Below are 14,892 nucleotides of genomic sequence, written 5' to 3' on the forward strand. Positions count from 1 at the left end.
GGAAACAAACATGGAAGGCAGACGCAAAGAGGAGATCACAGTATCGGCAAAAACACTGGACGACGCGATCACGGAAGCGCTCGTACAGCTCGGCGTGACAAGCGACAGGCTGGAATACGATGTGATCGAGAAGGGAACACCGGGATTTCTCGGCTTTGGCATGAAGCAGGCTGTGATCCGGGCCTGGAGAAAAGAAGAGCCGGAAGAGGAGACTGTGGATGAGATCGCGGAGGAACTTGTAAAAGAGGCAGTCCCGCAGGACATCACCCTGGAAGTGAAGGAAGAGCACAAAGAGACAAAGAGACCGGAGAAAAAGAAGCAGCCGAAGAAAGAAATAAAGCATGAGAGCAGGAAAGAGGCTGTGCAGGAAGAGAAGAAGGAGCCCCGCCGCGAGACAGAGCTTGCAAAAGTGGAGGAGGCTACAGTCAGGGAGTGCGAGACATTCCTTCACAATGTACTTACAGCCATGCACATGGAAGTGGAACTCCATTCCGAGATCGATGAGGAGGGAGCTCTCTCCATCAATATGTCCGGAGATGACATGGGGATCCTGATCGGAAAGAGGGGACAGACCCTGGATTCCCTTCAGTATCTCACAAACCGCGTAGCCAACAAGATGCAGTCCGGGTACGTGAGGGTCAAGCTTGACACAGAGGATTACAGAAAGAGACGGCAGGAGACACTTGAGAATCTTGCAAGAAATATTGCACATAAGGTAAAGAGAACAAGAAGACCGGTCACTCTTGAACCGATGAATCCCTATGAGAGAAGGATCATCCACTCCGCCCTGCAGGGGGACAGAAGCGTGACAACACACAGCGAGGGAGAAGAACCGTACCGCCGCGTTGTTGTGACACTGGTGAGAAGATAATGCCGGAGACCGGCGCGGAAGGAGGCAGAGGCTACAACCTCTGCCTTTTATAAAATCGGGGAAGAGAAAGCAGAAAGGAGAGAACCATGGTACAGGAAAGTCAGACCATCGCAGCTATCTCGACAGCGGTGACAGAGGCCGGGATCGGCATCGTGCGCATGAGCGGCCCGGATGCCTTTGAGATCGCAGACTGCATATACCGGGGGAAAAACGGGAAGAAGCTGGCGCAGCAGAAGACACATACGATCCACTACGGCTTTATTGAACAGGCGGGGGAGACGATAGACGAAGTGCTCGTCATGCTCATGCGCGGGCCCCGTACTTTTACCGGGGAAGACACGGTAGAGATCAACTGCCACGGAGGGGTCTATGTCCTGAAAAAGGTGCTGGATGCATGTCTGAAACATGGCGCCCGTCCGGCGCAGCCAGGCGAGTTCACCAGGCGGGCTTTCCTCAACGGAAAGATGGATCTCAGCCAGGCGGAGGCTGTGATCGATGTCATACAGTCCCAGAATGACTATGCCCTGAAAAGTTCTCTTCACCAGTTAAGAGGAAGCGTGAAGAAAAAAATAAGTGAAATTAGAAATAAAATACTTTACAATACTGCTTTTATTGAATCGGCACTGGATGATCCGGAACACATCAGCGTAGACGGGTACGGCGATACGCTGAAGCAGGAAGTGGTAAGCCTGATGGGAGAGATACGGCAACTGATCGATTCCGCCGACGACGGGCGCGTGATGCGGGAAGGCATCCGGACGGTGATCGTCGGAAAGCCAAATGCAGGAAAGTCCTCCATCCTGAATTTCCTCCTCGGTGAGGAGAGAGCGATCGTCACAGATATAGCGGGCACGACGAGAGACGTGCTGCAGGAACATATAAACCTGCAGGGGATCTCTCTTAATATCATGGATACGGCCGGCATCCGGGATACGAGCGATGCAGTGGAGAAGATCGGTGTGGACCGGGCCATGAGCCATGCGCAGGAGGCGGATCTCATTCTCTATGTCGCAGACTCCTCCCTTCCCCTGGACGAAAATGACAGGGAGATCTTTCATCTTATAAAGGAAAAGAAGTGCGTGATCCTGCTCAACAAGACAGATCTTGCCAGAAAGACAGATGAGGAGGATATAAGACGCATCTGCGGGGAAAACAACATGAGCGGCATTCCCATCGTCCCGGTGTCCGCCAAGGAGGAGGAAGGCATGGACCTCCTGGAACAGACGCTGAAGGATATGTTTTACCACGGGGAGATCTCCTTTAACAGCGAGATCTACATCACGAGCGCCAGGCAGAAGCACGCGCTTGAGAGCGCGCTTGAAAGCCTGGAAAAAGTCGTGGAGAGCATAGAGGGAGGCATGCCGGAGGATTTCTATTCCATCGATCTGATGGACGCCTACGAGTCGCTTGGAAGTATAACAGGAGATACGGCAGGGGAGGATCTTGTCAATGAAATTTTCAGCAAATTCTGTATGGGAAAATAGAGACGGGTATGATGTGGCGGTCATAGGCGCCGGACATGCCGGCTGTGAGGCGGCTCTTGCCTGCGCAAGGCTCGGCCTTCGCACAGTCATCTTTACAGTCAGCGTGGAGAGCATCGCCCTGATGCCCTGCAATCCGAACATAGGGGGAAGTTCCAAGGGACATCTCGTAAGGGAGGTGGACGCCCTGGGCGGGGAGATGGGCAAGGTGATCGACCGGACGTTTATCCAGTCCAAGATGCTCAACCAGTCCAAGGGACCGGCTGTGCACTCCCTGCGCGCCCAGGCGGACAAGTCCCTCTACAGCAGGACCATGCGCCGGGTGCTGGAGGAGCAGGAAAATCTGGACATCAAGCAGGCGGAGGTAGTCAACCTCCTGACGGAAGAAACAGAGGGCAGAAAGAAGATCACAGGGGTGCAGATCTGCTCCGGCGGCATCTACCGCTGCAGGGCGGTCGTCCTGTGTACAGGCACGTACCTGCGCGCCAGATGCGTCTACGGGGATGTGAGCATGGAGACAGGGCCCAACGGGCTGCAGGCGGCCAACCATCTGACAGATTCTCTCAGAGAACTGGGAATACAGATGTACCGGTTCAAGACAGGCACGCCGGCCAGGATCGACAGGCGGACGGTGGATTTCAGCCGGATGGAGGAGCAGAAGGGAGACGAGAGGATCGTTCCGTTTTCTTTTGCCACGGATCCTGAACAGATCCAGAAGGAGCAGGTTTCCTGCTGGCTCACCTACACAAATGAGAAAACCCACGAGATCATACGGAAGAACCTGGACAGATCCCCTCTCTTTTCCGGCATGATCGAGGGGACAGGGCCCCGGTACTGCCCGTCCATTGAGGATAAGGTTGTCAAATTTGCCGATAAGAAGCGGCACCAGGTATTCATCGAGCCGGAGGGGCTTGAGACGAACGAAATGTACATCGGCGGCATGTCCAGCTCCCTTCCGGAAGATGTGCAGTATGAGATGTACCGCACAGTGCCGGGTCTTGAACATGCAAAGATCGTGCGGAACGCCTACGCCATCGAGTACGACTGCATCGACGCCAGACAGCTTCGGCCTACGCTGGAATTCAGGAATATAGACGGACTCTTCAGCGGGGGCCAGTTTAACGGCAGTTCCGGCTATGAGGAGGCGGCGGCCCAGGGGCTGGTGGCCGGCATCAATGCGGCGAGAAAGCTGCAGGGAAAAGAGGGGATCGTACTGGACCGGTCCCAGGCGTACATCGGCGTGCTGATCGACGATCTCGTGACAAAAGAAAGCCACGAGCCTTACCGCATGATGACTTCGAGAGCCGAGTACAGGCTGCTGCTTCGGCAGGACAACGCAGATCAGAGACTTACGAAGATCGGCTATGAGGTCGGCCTGATCAGCGAGGCGCGCTACCAGAGGCTTCTGGAAAAGGAGAAGCTGATCCTTGAGGAGACGCAGCGCCTGGAAAAGACCTATGTGGGAACGTCATCTGACGTGCAGGAGCTTCTTGAGAAGTACAAGAGCACAGCGCTCACGTCGGGGATCAATCTTGCGGAACTCATACGCAGGCCCGAACTTTCCTATGAGAAGCTGGCTCCTGTTGATAAGGACAGACCTGTTTTCCCTGGCTGGCTCGGAGAAGAGGTACAGGAACAAGTTAACATAAATATAAAATATAAAGGATATATCGAGCGGCAGAAAAGACAGGTTGAGCAGTTCAGGAAGATGGAGAGCAGGAAAATTCCTGAAGACATTGACTACGATCAGGTAAAGAGCCTGCGGCTCGAGGCGCTGCAGAAGCTGAAAGCATACCGCCCCGTATCGGTTGGCCAGGCTTCCCGCATTTCCGGCGTCTCCCCTGCAGATATATCCGTGCTGCTCGTCTATATGGAGCAGTTCAGAAGATAGGAGAAACTATGATTGAGAAGAAACTGTGTGAGAGAATGAGTGCATTCGGCATTACACTGACAGATGAGATGCAGAGGCAGTTTGACCGGTACTTTGAACTTCTGGTAGAGTGGAATAAGGTTATGAACCTTACAGGGATCACAGACTATGATGAGGTGAATGAAAAGCATTTTCTTGACAGTCTGGCAGTTGTCAGGGTGCTGGACCTCTCCGGGACGGACCGGGTCATTGATATCGGGACAGGCGCCGGATTTCCGGGAATTCCTTTAAAGATCGTGTTTCCTCATCTCCATGTGACGCTCCTTGATTCACTGAATAAGAGGATCCGCTTCCTGGGACATGTGGCAGAAGAACTTCAGTTGGCAGACGTAGAGCTTCTGCATGGCCGGGCGGAGGATTTTGCAAAAAAGAAGGAGTACAGAGAAACTTATGATCTCTGTGTTTCCCGGGCAGTGGCGAATCTCGCAACATTATCCGAGTACTGTCTTCCCTACGTGAAGGAAAACGGATATTTCATTCCCTACAAATCCGGTGAGATCGAGGAAGAACTGGATGCATCCAAAAAGGCAGTGAGCCTTCTTGGAGGGAAGATTGAAACTGTCGAGAAATTTACGCTTCCCGGAACGGATATCGGAAGATCTCTCGTAAAGATCAGAAAAGTAAAGAAGACGCCCGGAAAGTTTCCGCGGAAGGCCGGGCTTCCATCAAAAGAACCTCTGCACTGATGTGCAGAGGTTCTTTCTGTAAATAGAAAAGGTATATTAAAGGTCAAGACAGATGGAGAGCTGTTCCAGCAGCGCATCCGGTGTCTCAAGATGCGGATAGTACCCGCTCTCTTCCAGATGAAAGATTTCGACAGACGGAAGGACTTTTTTATATTCCTCCGCATCGTTCTGCTTCTTCTCATCGCAGCCTGTGATAATATAGATGCTGTTTGACAGATCCTTCAGGTACAGCATCACATTTGCGGTGAGATAATTGCCGCAGATGCTGGAAAAGAGATACTTTGAGGAGGCATTTCCGCAGTGTGCGGTCTCATAGTATGTCTGGACCAGGCTTTGACTGATCTTGTTTTTGTCGAAGAACGCTCCCTTCAGAGCTGTTTCTATATTTTCCTTCCTCATAAGTATGTTATAGAGGAGAGTACCTGCGAGTGGAAGAAGGATCAGCTTTGTCAGGATCCGGCTTCTGTATGTCGGAATATGTGCCACTTTATGAATATCCTCCGGATTTATCATAGAGATACTCTTTATGGAAGATTCCCCGCTCTGACATGCTCCGAGAACAAGAGGACAGGAATCACCTGTGGCAACCACATCGCAGCTATCCTTTACTACATTTTTTATAAAATCATTTATAAGCTGTACATAGAGATAATTGGTGTATGTCAGATTTGGCTTTTCAGAGCGCCCGCAGCCGATCAGGTCCAGCGTGTAGATGGTCCTCTTTTTTGCCAGTTTTTCAGTCAGCGCATGCCATTCATAGCCGCTGCTGTATGTATTCAAGTCATGGATGAGGAGCAGGGGCGCGCCTTCGCCCCGTTTCGTATAATATACTTTTCCGAATTTCCAGTCATAGTATGTTTCTGCAGACGGTTTCAACAGATGTTCCGCTACTGCTGAAAGATAAATTGCCTTATTGAGCAGGTGTATGCCGACTGCTGTTGCACCGGTGAGAAGAGTTCCTATTGTAAGAGCTTTTTTCCAACTCATAATCCATACCACCTTTCTGATGAGTTACCTATAGTTTACCACATATGGGCGGATAACTAAAGAAATATATATAAAAGATAAATGTTTCACGTGAAACATTTATGAAAAACAGAAAAAATATGTTTCACGTGAAACATTCAGTGGAATAAGAAAATGAAAGGTGTTATACTTATATATGACTATAGAGAAAGGTGAATGAAAAGAAATGGGAAGAATTATAGCAATAGCCAACCAGAAGGGCGGCGTAGGTAAGACAACAACTGCCATTAACCTTTCAGCATGTCTTGCGGAAAAAGGGAAGAAAGTTCTCGCAATTGATATGGATCCGCAGGGAAACATGACCAGTGGCCTTGGCGTGGACAAAAATGAAGTTGAAAAGACAGTATATGATCTCATTATTGGCGAGGCCGGGGTGGAAGATATACTGTGCAAAGAGGTACTGGATAATCTTGACGTACTTCCCACAAATATTGATCTTTCCGCAGCAGAAATCGAGCTGATCGGCATTGAGAATAAAGAATATATCATAAAGAATGAGGTAGACAAGATCAGAGATCAGTACGATTTCATTATCATTGACTGCCCGCCTTCTCTGAGTATGCTGACGATCAATGCCATGACTACAGCAGATTCCGTCCTTGTCCCCATACAGTGCGAATACTATGCGCTGGAGGGATTGAGTCAGCTTATACATACGATTGAGCTCGTAAAGGAGAGACTGAACGAACGGCTTGAGATCGAGGGCGTTGTGTTCACGATGTATGACGCGAGGACCAACCTTTCTCTCCAGGTGGTTGAGAATGTGAAGGACAATCTGAACCAGAATATCTACAAGACGATCATACCGCGAAATATCCGTCTTGCAGAAGCGCCGAGCTATGGCATGCCGATCAATCTGTACGACACGAAATCTTCGGGAGCCGAGAGTTACCGGCTTCTGGCTGACGAAGTGATAGAAAAAGAGTAGCAAAGGAAGAGGTGGAGGAATAAGTATGGTAAAGAGAAAGGGGCTCGGAAAAGGACTTGACAGTCTTATCCCGGAAAAGAACACATCCCAGTCTGCACAGCCTGAGAAGTCAAAAAAGGCTGACACAGCTGAAAAGGCGGGAACCGGCGAACAGATGATGAAGATCAGTCTGGTCGAACCGAACCGGGAGCAGCCGAGACGGAACTTTGAGGAGGACGCGCTTCTGGAGCTGGCAGACTCCATCAAACAGTACGGAGTGCTGCAGCCGCTGATCGTCAGAAAGCGGGACGATTACTATGAGATCATCGCCGGAGAGAGGAGATGGCGCGCCGCCAAGATGGCCGGTGTGAAAGAAGTTCCTGTCATCATCAAGGATTATAACCAGCAGGAGATCCTGGAGATTGCCCTCATAGAGAACATCCAGAGGGAAAACTTAAACCCGATCGAGGAAGCGATGGCGTTTAAGAAGCTGCTGGAGGAGTTCAACCTCAAGCAGGATGAGGTGGCGGAGCGGGTGTCCAAGAGCAGGACGGCTGTTACCAATTCCATGCGCCTTCTGAAGCTTGACGGGAGAGTGCAGCAGATGATCATCGATGACATGATCAGCACGGGTCATGCGAGGGCGCTTCTGGCTATCGACGATCCGGAACAGCAGTATGCGCTTGCCAACAGGATCTTTGACGAGAAGCTCAGCGTCCGCGAGACAGAGAAGCTGATCAAGGATCTGAAAAATCCGAAGAAGCAGAAGGAAAAGAAGAAGATCGAGAACGCCTTTGTCTACGAAGACCTGGAAAACCGGATGAAGGAAGTGCTTGGAACAAAAGTACACGTCTCGGCAAAGGGGAAAGGGAAAGGAAAGATCGAGATCGAGTATTATTCAGACAAGGAATTAGAACGTATGTTCGATATGATAATGTCCATAGGAAAAGGAGAGCAGATTTAATGGAGAGTGCGATTTTAGCGAAACTGGGCATAGATCCGGCATTTATATTTCTGTTTCTGCTGGTACTGATCATTGCCCTGTTTGTGCTCTACGTAAATGTGAGCATGAAGTACGACCGGCTGAAAAACAGTTACAATTCGTTTATGAAAGGAAAAGATGGAAAGACTCTGGAAGAGAGCTTTGCCGCGAAGTTCGCGGAGATCGAGGGACTCGCGAAGCTGACACGGCAGAACCGGCAGGATGTGAAGGACATCTGGCGGAAGATGGAGAAAGACTTCAAGAAAGTCGGCATTGTCAAGTACGACGCGTTTAACGAGATGGGCGGAAAGCTCAGTTTTGCACTGGCCATGCTGGATGGAAACAACAGCGGCTGGGTGATCAACGCCATGCACAGCAGGGAAGGCTGCTACACATATATTAAGGAGATCGTCAAGGGAGAGAGCTACGTGGAACTGGCAGAGGAAGAGACGGAAGCGCTTGACCGCGCGATCTTCAGCGAGGCCTACAGCATGGAGGCGAAGGATACAAAGGAAAGCAGAAAACAGGGAAACAAGTAAAAAAAGGATGAGGTGGAAAAAATGCTTGATATCAAATTTGTCAGAAACAACCCGGATGTCGTAAAAGAGAACATCAAAAAGAAATTTCAGGACGAGAAGCTTCCGCTTGTAGACGAGGTTCTGGAGCTCGACAAGAGAAACCGCGAGATCAAACAGGAGGTAGAGGCGCTGCGTGCGGAGAGAAACAAGATCTCCAAAGAGATCGGCGCCTGCATGGCCCAGGGAAAGAAAGAGGAGGCCGAGGAACTGAAAAAACAGGTGCAGGCAAACGCCGACAGAGTGGAGAGCCTGTCCGCGGAGGAGAAGGAAGTTGAGGCGAAGATCAAAAAGAACATGATGACCATCCCCAACATCATCGATCCGTCCGTACCCATCGGAAAGGACGACTCAGAGAATGTGGAGATCGAGAAGTTCGGCGAGCCTGTTGTGCCGGAGTTTGAAATTCCCTACCACACGGATATCATGGAGAGCTTTAACGGCATCGATCTGGAGAGCGCCGGAAGAGTGGCAGGAAACGGGTTCTACTACCTGATGGGGGACATCGCGAGACTTCACTCCGCTGTGCTTGCGTACGCGCGTGATTTCATGATCGACAGAGGCTTTACGTACTGCGTTCCGCCCTTTATGATCCGCAGCAATGTGGTGACGGGCGTAATGAGCTTTGCGGAGATGGATTCCATGATGTACAAGATCGAGGGCGAGGACCTGTACCTGATCGGAACGAGCGAGCATTCCATGATCGGCAAGTTCATCGACACCATGCTGGAAGAGGAGCAGCTTCCCCAGACGCTGACATCCTACTCTCCCTGCTTCCGGAAAGAGAAGGGAGCCCACGGCATCGAGGAGAGAGGCGTGTACAGGATCCATCAGTTTGAGAAGCAGGAGATGATCGTTGTCTGCAAGCCTGAGGACAGCATGATGTGGTACGACAAGCTGTGGCAGAACACAGTGGATCTGTTCCGCTCCCTGGACATCCCGGTCCGCACGCTGGAGTGCTGCTCCGGAGATCTGGCAGACCTGAAGGTAAAATCCTGCGACGTGGAGGCATGGTCCCCGCGCCAGAAGAAGTATTTTGAAGTAGGAAGCTGCTCCAACTTAGGAGACGCGCAGGCGAGAAGACTTGGCATCCGCGTAAAGGGAGCCGAGGGCAAATATTTCGCACACACACTGAATAACACGGTTGTTGCTCCTCCGAGAATGCTGATCGCCTTCCTGGAGAACAACCTGCAGGCGGACGGTTCCGTGCGTATTCCGGAAGTGCTTCGTCCGTACATGGGCGGCAAGGAGAAGCTGGAAAAGAAAAAATAAAGGTGACAGATGCACAGATATTTACGATCTATTGGGTTTGGCCGGATCCGGTCAAGAAGAGAGTTAAACGAGTTTTTATCATCGGTTGAGAAGAACTATACATGCCACGAGCTGACGGCCCTGGACGAGGAGGCGGATTTCTGCGAGTATCAGAGAGAGTGCGGCCCCGGGATCGGCGTGGCCGTGTGCGGGGATATGGACGTGCGGGAGCATTTTTACCGGCAGTACTACTATCCCTACTTCATCGGAAGCGGCATCTCCTCCTATGCGGATATCGTTGTGGAGAAGCGGATGGACAGGGAAGCCTATGTGGGGATCTGCGAGGATATGAAGGTGGGGGTGAGCCTCATCTTCCACCTGCAGAACACGGTGGAGTACATCCGGGAGAGGCAGCTTGCCGGCGACGGCGTGAACTTCAGTTCCGTGACGCTTGCCGGTCTGTGCGAGTCCGGCATGGTGCTCCTCCCCGTGCGCAAGAGCCGGGAGGCACAGCGAAGAAGCCGGGAGGAGTCGCGCAACCGGATGATGCTGTTAAGCGCGGCCAGAAACGGCGACCAGACTGCGATGGAGAGCCTGACCCTGGATGACATTGATATCTATTCCAAAGTGTCAAAGCGGCTTGTGACAGAGGATGTGTTCAGTATTGTGGACACCTATTTCATGCCCTGCGGGGTGGAGTGCGACCGGTACTCCATCCTGGGGGAGATCCTTAACGTACATACGACAGAGAACCAGGAGACTGGCGAGGAGCTCTATATCATGAAGCTGGATGTCAATGAGCTGGAGTTCGACGTGTGCGTGCCTGTGCGCGACGTGTTCGGCGAACCTGCGAAGGGACGCCGGTTCAAGGCGGATATCTGGCTGCAGGGCCGCATCAATTTCTGAAATTAACGGTTGATTTTGACCGTGCGAGATGGTAAAATATCTTAGTACGGAAGAAACACCGTTATGTTCCCTTAGTAAAATGGATATTACGGATCCCTCCTAAGTGTTTGCTAAGCGAACACCTGAGGAAACAGGACAGAAGCAGAAAAAGGATCAAATCGGATCCGGTACGGAAACCATTTGAACGGAGCGGAGACAAGAAAAAGGTGTTTGCTCAAGTGTCAAAGGGATCAAAAAAATTGTTGGTTATCAGCATTGAAAAAGGCTGTTACCATAGAATCGGCTATCTGACCGAGAGGCTGAAAACCCAGTGTTTAAGCCAAAAAATCAGAGAATGTCTCGTTAGTTAAATGGATATAACAGGGTCCTCCTAAGACTCAATTATAGGTTCGATTCCTATACGAGACGGTAGATATAAGCGGGAATTATTAGCTGGAAAGGCTTTAATAATTACCCGCTTATCTCATTTTCTGAAGAAGAAAATTACCCTGAATGGGATGAAAATCCAGCTAATACACTGTCAAAAATTAGCGGATCTGGCTAATAAAAAAGCTTTGTGGCTAATAATTTTTTTCCAGGCAGATCAGCTAATAACAGTGCTCAGTTAAATGTCAGCCTGTATTTAAAATAGTAAAACATGGTAAAAGCGTGGTATGCGGACTGCACATTTTTCAGAGGTTCATCTGGAAGCCGATACAATATCAATTACATATGGATAAGGAGCGAAAGGCGTGGCCGGGGCTAAACACTATCGCCTCCCACCTCTCACTCTCCCGTTCCACTGTTAAACGAGCCGTCAAGGATTTAGAGAAAGCCGGACTGATACGAAAGGAGCCGCACTGCCGTGAAAACGGCAGTGCGACCTCCAATCGATACTATCTGCTGTGAGCCGAAAAAAACAAATCTCGTCCGCCAAGGGAGAACTATGCCTAAACAGTGGACTGAGGGGCGGTTCATTTTGACCCGCCTTGAAGTACCCACTTTAAGAGAGAATACAGCAGAAAGAGAAAACACAGACTATTTGCTGTTATTCCTCTGTTAATGTTTTTCTCATAAAATATTTTGACAAGTCAAATTAAAGCTCGACTTATCAAATTGTTTCTGCTATAATAAATATATTCTGTTTATGAGGTGAACAAAATGGCGGTTCAGTACAATAAGCTTTGGAAGCTGCTGATAGATAAAAAGATAAAGCCTTCTGCTTTGTCGAAAATGACAGGGATTGCCCCCTCTACTATGGCGAAGATGGACAGGGGTGAATATGTGGCTCTTTCCGTACTGGAACGGATCTGCCTGACTCTGGATTGCGACATCGGCGATGTGGTTGAGATCGTAAAAGAACCCGAGGACGGGGGTGAAAACATATGAAACATCATTTTGTTTTTAACAAGCCGGCGATTCACTTTATCCTTTTGGTCGGCATTTTCACTTTTGTCTTTTTAGGTGCGGAATATCTGTTTGTCAATATGATCTCCCTGTCGGTGACGGAAGGGAAAACCGTCATTGCCCAGAACTATGCGCTGGGCGCCAGCGCCGTCGGCTTTTTCCTGTATCCGGCCATGGAACGCTGGGTTGGAAGGCGCTATAAAAGCGGACTGACCTTTATCCTGGCGCTGGGTGCGATTATCTGTACCTTCATTGTTCAGCAGCATATCTCCTATGAGGTGACTATGGCAGCCGGGATGGTGCTGTTTCTGCTGCTGGGCGTTTTCGGCAGCGCCGTCCACTATCTGGCTTCCGTCACCATAGACGGCGACAATGCATTGGCACGGCTGGCGGGGATCGCCTACGCTCTGGGAATTCTGCTCCAGTATGCAAACAACAACCTTGTCAACCTGGAGGTTGCGGAGGCGGCGTTTCTTTCGGTATTCCTGGCGGCTCTGAGCCTGCTGGTCATCCGAACGAGACAGGCCGGCCAAAGCCGCATCGAAATGACGGAGACTGCGGCTTTGTCCTCAAAATCAGAAACAGACATTTCCCTCACCCGGAAAAAACGGACGGCGGGCATTATGCTGGCGCTGCTGGTAGTGCTGATGGCCTGCGTGTTCAGCACACTGGACAATGCCGTGACCCTCCGCCATGCGGGCGGGACGGATATCGGGCAGTGGCCCCGCCTGCTGCTGGCATTCAGCGGCCTCGCCGCAGGCTTTGTCTTCGATATCCGTAAGCGGAAGTATATGGGGCTTATTATGTACTGCGTGATGATGATGTCGGTTCTGTCCATTGTGGTACTGAACCTGGGCGCTCCGTTCCTGATTGGACTGGTGGTCTTTTACCTGTCCTCGGGCTTTTTCGTTGTCTTTTTCACAGCGGGCTTTATGGAGCTTTCCCGGCATATGCGCCTGCCGTCGCTGTGGGCGGGCATGGGCCGCGCCATGAATAACGTGAGCGCCGCCCTGATCGCCAGCGGATCGGTGGCGCTGCTGTCCACCGGCAACAGCCTGGCCGCCATTGCCATCGCCCTGGTGCTGTTCGTGGCGGTCAGCGTTGTTATGGCTGTGTATACCGCCCGCATGAACGCCGTCAAAGAACCCAAGGAGCCGCCTGCTTCCCAAAAGTCGGACGAAGAGCGCAGGGAGGCGTTCATCGCAAAATACGGGCTGACCGAACGGGAATGGGATGTATTTTCCCAGATGATTTCCTCGGACAGCAGCGCCCAGGAGATAGCCGACTGCCTGTTCCTTTCCAAGCGGACGGTGGAACGGCATATCTCCGCCCTGTACGAAAAGACGGGCGCAAAATCCCGCATCACTATGTACCTGCTTTACCGCAACGATTAACATACTGGCTGACACCCTGCTTTCTCTCAGGAGAGGCAGGGTGTTTTTGTGTGCGGTAACGAATTGTCCTGATGAAAAATATCGTTTTCCCCACTTGAAAAATGAAATTTACGCCATTCGGCATCCGGGAAAGGAAAAATCAGGAACGAAAAGCACACCTCATCCCCTACTTGGAACGATTAGAAGTTGTGCATATATAAAGCCTCAAAATAGTTGCTTTGATTTATATAATATGCACAAGTGGCGGTTGACCGCCATCGGTTTTTTGAAAAATGGCGGTTCACCGCCACCTGTTTTGATACGATTGGCGGGGGTTACGCATAGACAATCCGGCCTCTTTTCACCTAAAATGAGGACTTAGGAATCTACTTCTTCCCGGCGTCCGCCACGATTCCCCAAAAATTCAGGAGGAAAAGAAATGATGGAATACGTTCAAAGAGAACTTCCCTATGTGCGCTCCTATGTCCTGCGCTCGGTGTATGGTATGCTGCGGCAGGAAGGGATTGCTTTTGGGGAGGAAGCGCCGGGAAAGATTATTGCCGAATGCAGAGCAGACGGAACAGACGTCTCCCTTTCCATAACGGCGGAGGAAAAAGCGTTTGGAACTGAACTGACGATTTCACTGCGCCGCCCCTGCGATGGAATGTCAAAGCAAAATGATACTGCTTTTCGGAATCTTGCCGTGTGACTGATGGGTCGGCACTGCGGTGATGTGCAGGAGAAGTTCTCCGCTCTGTATGGCGATTAAAACGAAAGGAGAGAAACGGAATGTGTCAAGTGAAAAGGCTCCTTCCCTATGTCCGGCGGTATGTGCAGATGGCTGTTTACGATGTGCTGGACGCGGAGGGGGCGGAATACTGGAAGAATGAAAGCGGCGCGGTGGTCGCCCGGCTTTCGGTTTACGGGAACGTCAGCACCTTCAGCCTTTCGGCGGAGATATGCGACACGGGAACCGGACTGACGGTTTCCGTACGTGATCCCTGTCCCGGCCTGTCGGCCAAGGGAGAGGAACGGGCGGTGACCGCCGTAGCCGATATGGTCGCCCAGTACCTTGAGAACGAGCTGATGATCAACCGCCGCTGTTTCGTGCAGGACCGGCATTATGCTGTGTAAGGAACAGCGGCCGGCCCCAAGCGTGAAATTCTGTCCGAAATGCAGGGCGCCGCTCTCCCGCAGAGCGCTCCAGTGCGATAAAGGGCAAAACGCCGTCTATATCGTTCTGCTGGTCTCCTGCGGCGTACTGGGAATACTGGACTGCAGGCGGAAAAAGGCGGCGGCCGGGAAATAAGGCTGAGAGATAAAACAAAACCGGCAAAAGCGCCTGCGGGCGGGGATTCATGCAAAACCTGTCCCGGGCAGCCGGCAGGAAAAATTTTTAGAAGGGGCGCCCCTTCTATCCTTTGCTTACACCAAAGGATAAACAATCTTATTTGACAAGGAGGAAACAATCATGAAGCGAAAAATACTTGCAGGTTTGCTGACGCTTTGCATGGCGGC

16 protein-coding genes and 1 tRNA gene are annotated in these 14,892 nt (G+C 51.1%); 16 read left to right on the top strand and 1 reads right to left on the bottom strand.

Going from position 1 to position 14,892, the window contains the following annotated elements; genetic code table 11:
• Window positions 1–10 precede the first annotated feature (10 nt).
• The 4 genes from jag (at window position 11) to rsmG (ending at window position 4,968) form a co-directional block, all read left to right on the top strand.
• Window positions 11–871 (top strand): RNA-binding cell elongation regulator Jag/EloR, encoded by an 861-nt coding sequence (jag, locus tag H6A20_RS10890; protein WP_204907152.1) that lies wholly within the window; start codon window positions 11–13, stop codon window positions 869–871.
• An 86-nt stretch (window positions 872–957) separates the two neighbouring features.
• Window positions 958–2,355, top strand: a complete 1,398-nt coding sequence (gene mnmE, locus H6A20_RS10895; RefSeq protein ID WP_204907153.1) for a tRNA uridine-5-carboxymethylaminomethyl(34) synthesis GTPase MnmE — start codon at window positions 958–960, stop codon at window positions 2,353–2,355.
• Entirely contained in the window at window positions 2,321–4,243 is a 1,923-nt protein-coding gene (gene mnmG, locus H6A20_RS10900; protein ID WP_204907154.1) for a tRNA uridine-5-carboxymethylaminomethyl(34) synthesis enzyme MnmG, read from the top strand. The genes mnmE and mnmG overlap by 35 nt, the downstream gene beginning before the upstream one ends.
• Before the next feature lie 8 nt (window positions 4,244–4,251).
• Window positions 4,252–4,968 carry a 16S rRNA (guanine(527)-N(7))-methyltransferase RsmG gene (gene rsmG / locus H6A20_RS10905; RefSeq protein WP_204907155.1) on the top strand — a complete coding sequence of 239 codons (717 nt, stop codon included), beginning with the start codon at window positions 4,252–4,254 and terminating at the stop codon, window positions 4,966–4,968.
• 36 nt (window positions 4,969–5,004) lie between these two features.
• Here rsmG and H6A20_RS10910 read toward each other — a convergent pair whose 3' ends face one another.
• Window positions 5,005–5,844 (bottom strand): alpha/beta fold hydrolase, encoded by an 840-nt coding sequence (locus H6A20_RS10910; RefSeq protein WP_243426210.1) that lies wholly within the window; start codon window positions 5,842–5,844, stop codon window positions 5,005–5,007.
• A 316-nt stretch (window positions 5,845–6,160) separates the two neighbouring features.
• Between H6A20_RS10910 and H6A20_RS10915 the strand changes: the two genes are divergently transcribed.
• The 12 genes from H6A20_RS10915 to H6A20_RS10970 all read left to right on the top strand — a co-directional run bounded on the left by H6A20_RS10915 (window position 6,161) and on the right by H6A20_RS10970 (window position 14,683).
• The gene (locus H6A20_RS10915) at window positions 6,161–6,922 is read left to right on the top strand and encodes a ParA family protein (protein ID WP_204907157.1); all 762 of its coding nucleotides are present in this window, start codon (window positions 6,161–6,163) and stop codon (window positions 6,920–6,922) included.
• Window positions 6,923–6,947: 25 nt separating this feature from the next.
• Window positions 6,948–7,865: a ParB/RepB/Spo0J family partition protein gene (locus H6A20_RS10920; RefSeq protein ID WP_204907158.1), complete on the top strand. Its 918-nt coding sequence runs from the start codon at window positions 6,948–6,950 to the stop codon at window positions 7,863–7,865.
• Complete coding sequence (locus H6A20_RS10925; protein ID WP_204907159.1) at window positions 7,865–8,422, top strand: DUF4446 family protein; 558 nt, start codon at window positions 7,865–7,867, stop codon at window positions 8,420–8,422. The genes H6A20_RS10920 and H6A20_RS10925 overlap by 1 nt, the downstream gene beginning before the upstream one ends.
• 21 nt (window positions 8,423–8,443) lie before the next feature.
• Window positions 8,444–9,730 carry a serine--tRNA ligase gene (gene serS, locus H6A20_RS10930; RefSeq protein WP_204907160.1) on the top strand — a complete coding sequence of 429 codons (1,287 nt, stop codon included), beginning with the start codon at window positions 8,444–8,446 and terminating at the stop codon, window positions 9,728–9,730.
• A gap of 9 nt (window positions 9,731–9,739) precedes the next feature.
• The gene (locus H6A20_RS10935) at window positions 9,740–10,615 is read left to right on the top strand and encodes a DUF3881 family protein (RefSeq protein ID WP_204907161.1); all 876 of its coding nucleotides are present in this window, start codon (window positions 9,740–9,742) and stop codon (window positions 10,613–10,615) included.
• Between the two features lie 336 nt (window positions 10,616–10,951).
• Window positions 10,952–11,023: transfer RNA gene (locus H6A20_RS10940), tRNA-Arg, on the top strand.
• Window positions 11,024–11,326: 303 nt separating this feature from the next.
• Window positions 11,327–11,503 (top strand): helix-turn-helix domain-containing protein, encoded by a 177-nt coding sequence (locus H6A20_RS10945; RefSeq protein WP_204907162.1) that lies wholly within the window; start codon window positions 11,327–11,329, stop codon window positions 11,501–11,503.
• 252 nt (window positions 11,504–11,755) lie between these two features.
• Window positions 11,756–11,983, top strand: coding sequence for a helix-turn-helix domain-containing protein (locus H6A20_RS10950; protein WP_176792557.1), 228 nt, complete (start codon window positions 11,756–11,758; stop codon window positions 11,981–11,983).
• Entirely contained in the window at window positions 11,980–13,395 is a 1,416-nt protein-coding gene (locus tag H6A20_RS10955) for a helix-turn-helix domain-containing protein (RefSeq protein ID WP_204907163.1), read from the top strand. The genes H6A20_RS10950 and H6A20_RS10955 overlap by 4 nt, the downstream gene beginning before the upstream one ends.
• A gap of 418 nt (window positions 13,396–13,813) precedes the next feature.
• Window positions 13,814–14,083, top strand: coding sequence for a hypothetical protein (locus H6A20_RS10960; protein WP_204907164.1), 270 nt, complete (start codon window positions 13,814–13,816; stop codon window positions 14,081–14,083).
• A gap of 80 nt (window positions 14,084–14,163) precedes the next feature.
• A complete protein-coding gene (locus tag H6A20_RS10965) occupies window positions 14,164–14,508 on the top strand; it encodes a hypothetical protein (RefSeq protein ID WP_204907165.1) in 345 nt (114 codons plus the stop codon).
• A complete protein-coding gene (locus H6A20_RS10970) occupies window positions 14,498–14,683 on the top strand; it encodes a hypothetical protein (RefSeq protein WP_204907166.1) in 186 nt (61 codons plus the stop codon). The genes H6A20_RS10965 and H6A20_RS10970 overlap by 11 nt, the downstream gene beginning before the upstream one ends.
• Window positions 14,684–14,892: the final 209 nt, after the last annotated feature.

Source organism: Mordavella massiliensis (assembly GCF_016901695.1).
Lineage (GTDB): Bacteria > Bacillota > Clostridia > Lachnospirales > Lachnospiraceae > Claveliimonas > Claveliimonas massiliensis_A.

Coding starts and splice junctions, on each gene's coding strand:
- jag (WP_204907152.1), top strand. CDS start 11: ATGGAAGGCAGACGCAAAGAGGAGATCACAGTATCGGCAAAAACACTG.
- mnmE (WP_204907153.1), top strand. CDS start 958: ATGGTACAGGAAAGTCAGACCATCGCAGCTATCTCGACAGCGGTGACA.
- mnmG (WP_204907154.1), top strand. CDS start 2,321: ATGAAATTTTCAGCAAATTCTGTATGGGAAAATAGAGACGGGTATGAT.
- rsmG (WP_204907155.1), top strand. CDS start 4,252: ATGATTGAGAAGAAACTGTGTGAGAGAATGAGTGCATTCGGCATTACA.
- H6A20_RS10915 (WP_204907157.1), top strand. CDS start 6,161: ATGGGAAGAATTATAGCAATAGCCAACCAGAAGGGCGGCGTAGGTAAG.
- H6A20_RS10920 (WP_204907158.1), top strand. CDS start 6,948: ATGGTAAAGAGAAAGGGGCTCGGAAAAGGACTTGACAGTCTTATCCCG.
- H6A20_RS10925 (WP_204907159.1), top strand. CDS start 7,865: ATGGAGAGTGCGATTTTAGCGAAACTGGGCATAGATCCGGCATTTATA.
- serS (WP_204907160.1), top strand. CDS start 8,444: ATGCTTGATATCAAATTTGTCAGAAACAACCCGGATGTCGTAAAAGAG.
- H6A20_RS10935 (WP_204907161.1), top strand. CDS start 9,740: ATGCACAGATATTTACGATCTATTGGGTTTGGCCGGATCCGGTCAAGA.
- H6A20_RS10945 (WP_204907162.1), top strand. CDS start 11,327: ATGGATAAGGAGCGAAAGGCGTGGCCGGGGCTAAACACTATCGCCTCC.
- H6A20_RS10950 (WP_176792557.1), top strand. CDS start 11,756: ATGGCGGTTCAGTACAATAAGCTTTGGAAGCTGCTGATAGATAAAAAG.
- H6A20_RS10955 (WP_204907163.1), top strand. CDS start 11,980: ATGAAACATCATTTTGTTTTTAACAAGCCGGCGATTCACTTTATCCTT.
- H6A20_RS10960 (WP_204907164.1), top strand. CDS start 13,814: ATGATGGAATACGTTCAAAGAGAACTTCCCTATGTGCGCTCCTATGTC.
- H6A20_RS10965 (WP_204907165.1), top strand. CDS start 14,164: ATGTGTCAAGTGAAAAGGCTCCTTCCCTATGTCCGGCGGTATGTGCAG.
- H6A20_RS10970 (WP_204907166.1), top strand. CDS start 14,498: ATGCTGTGTAAGGAACAGCGGCCGGCCCCAAGCGTGAAATTCTGTCCG.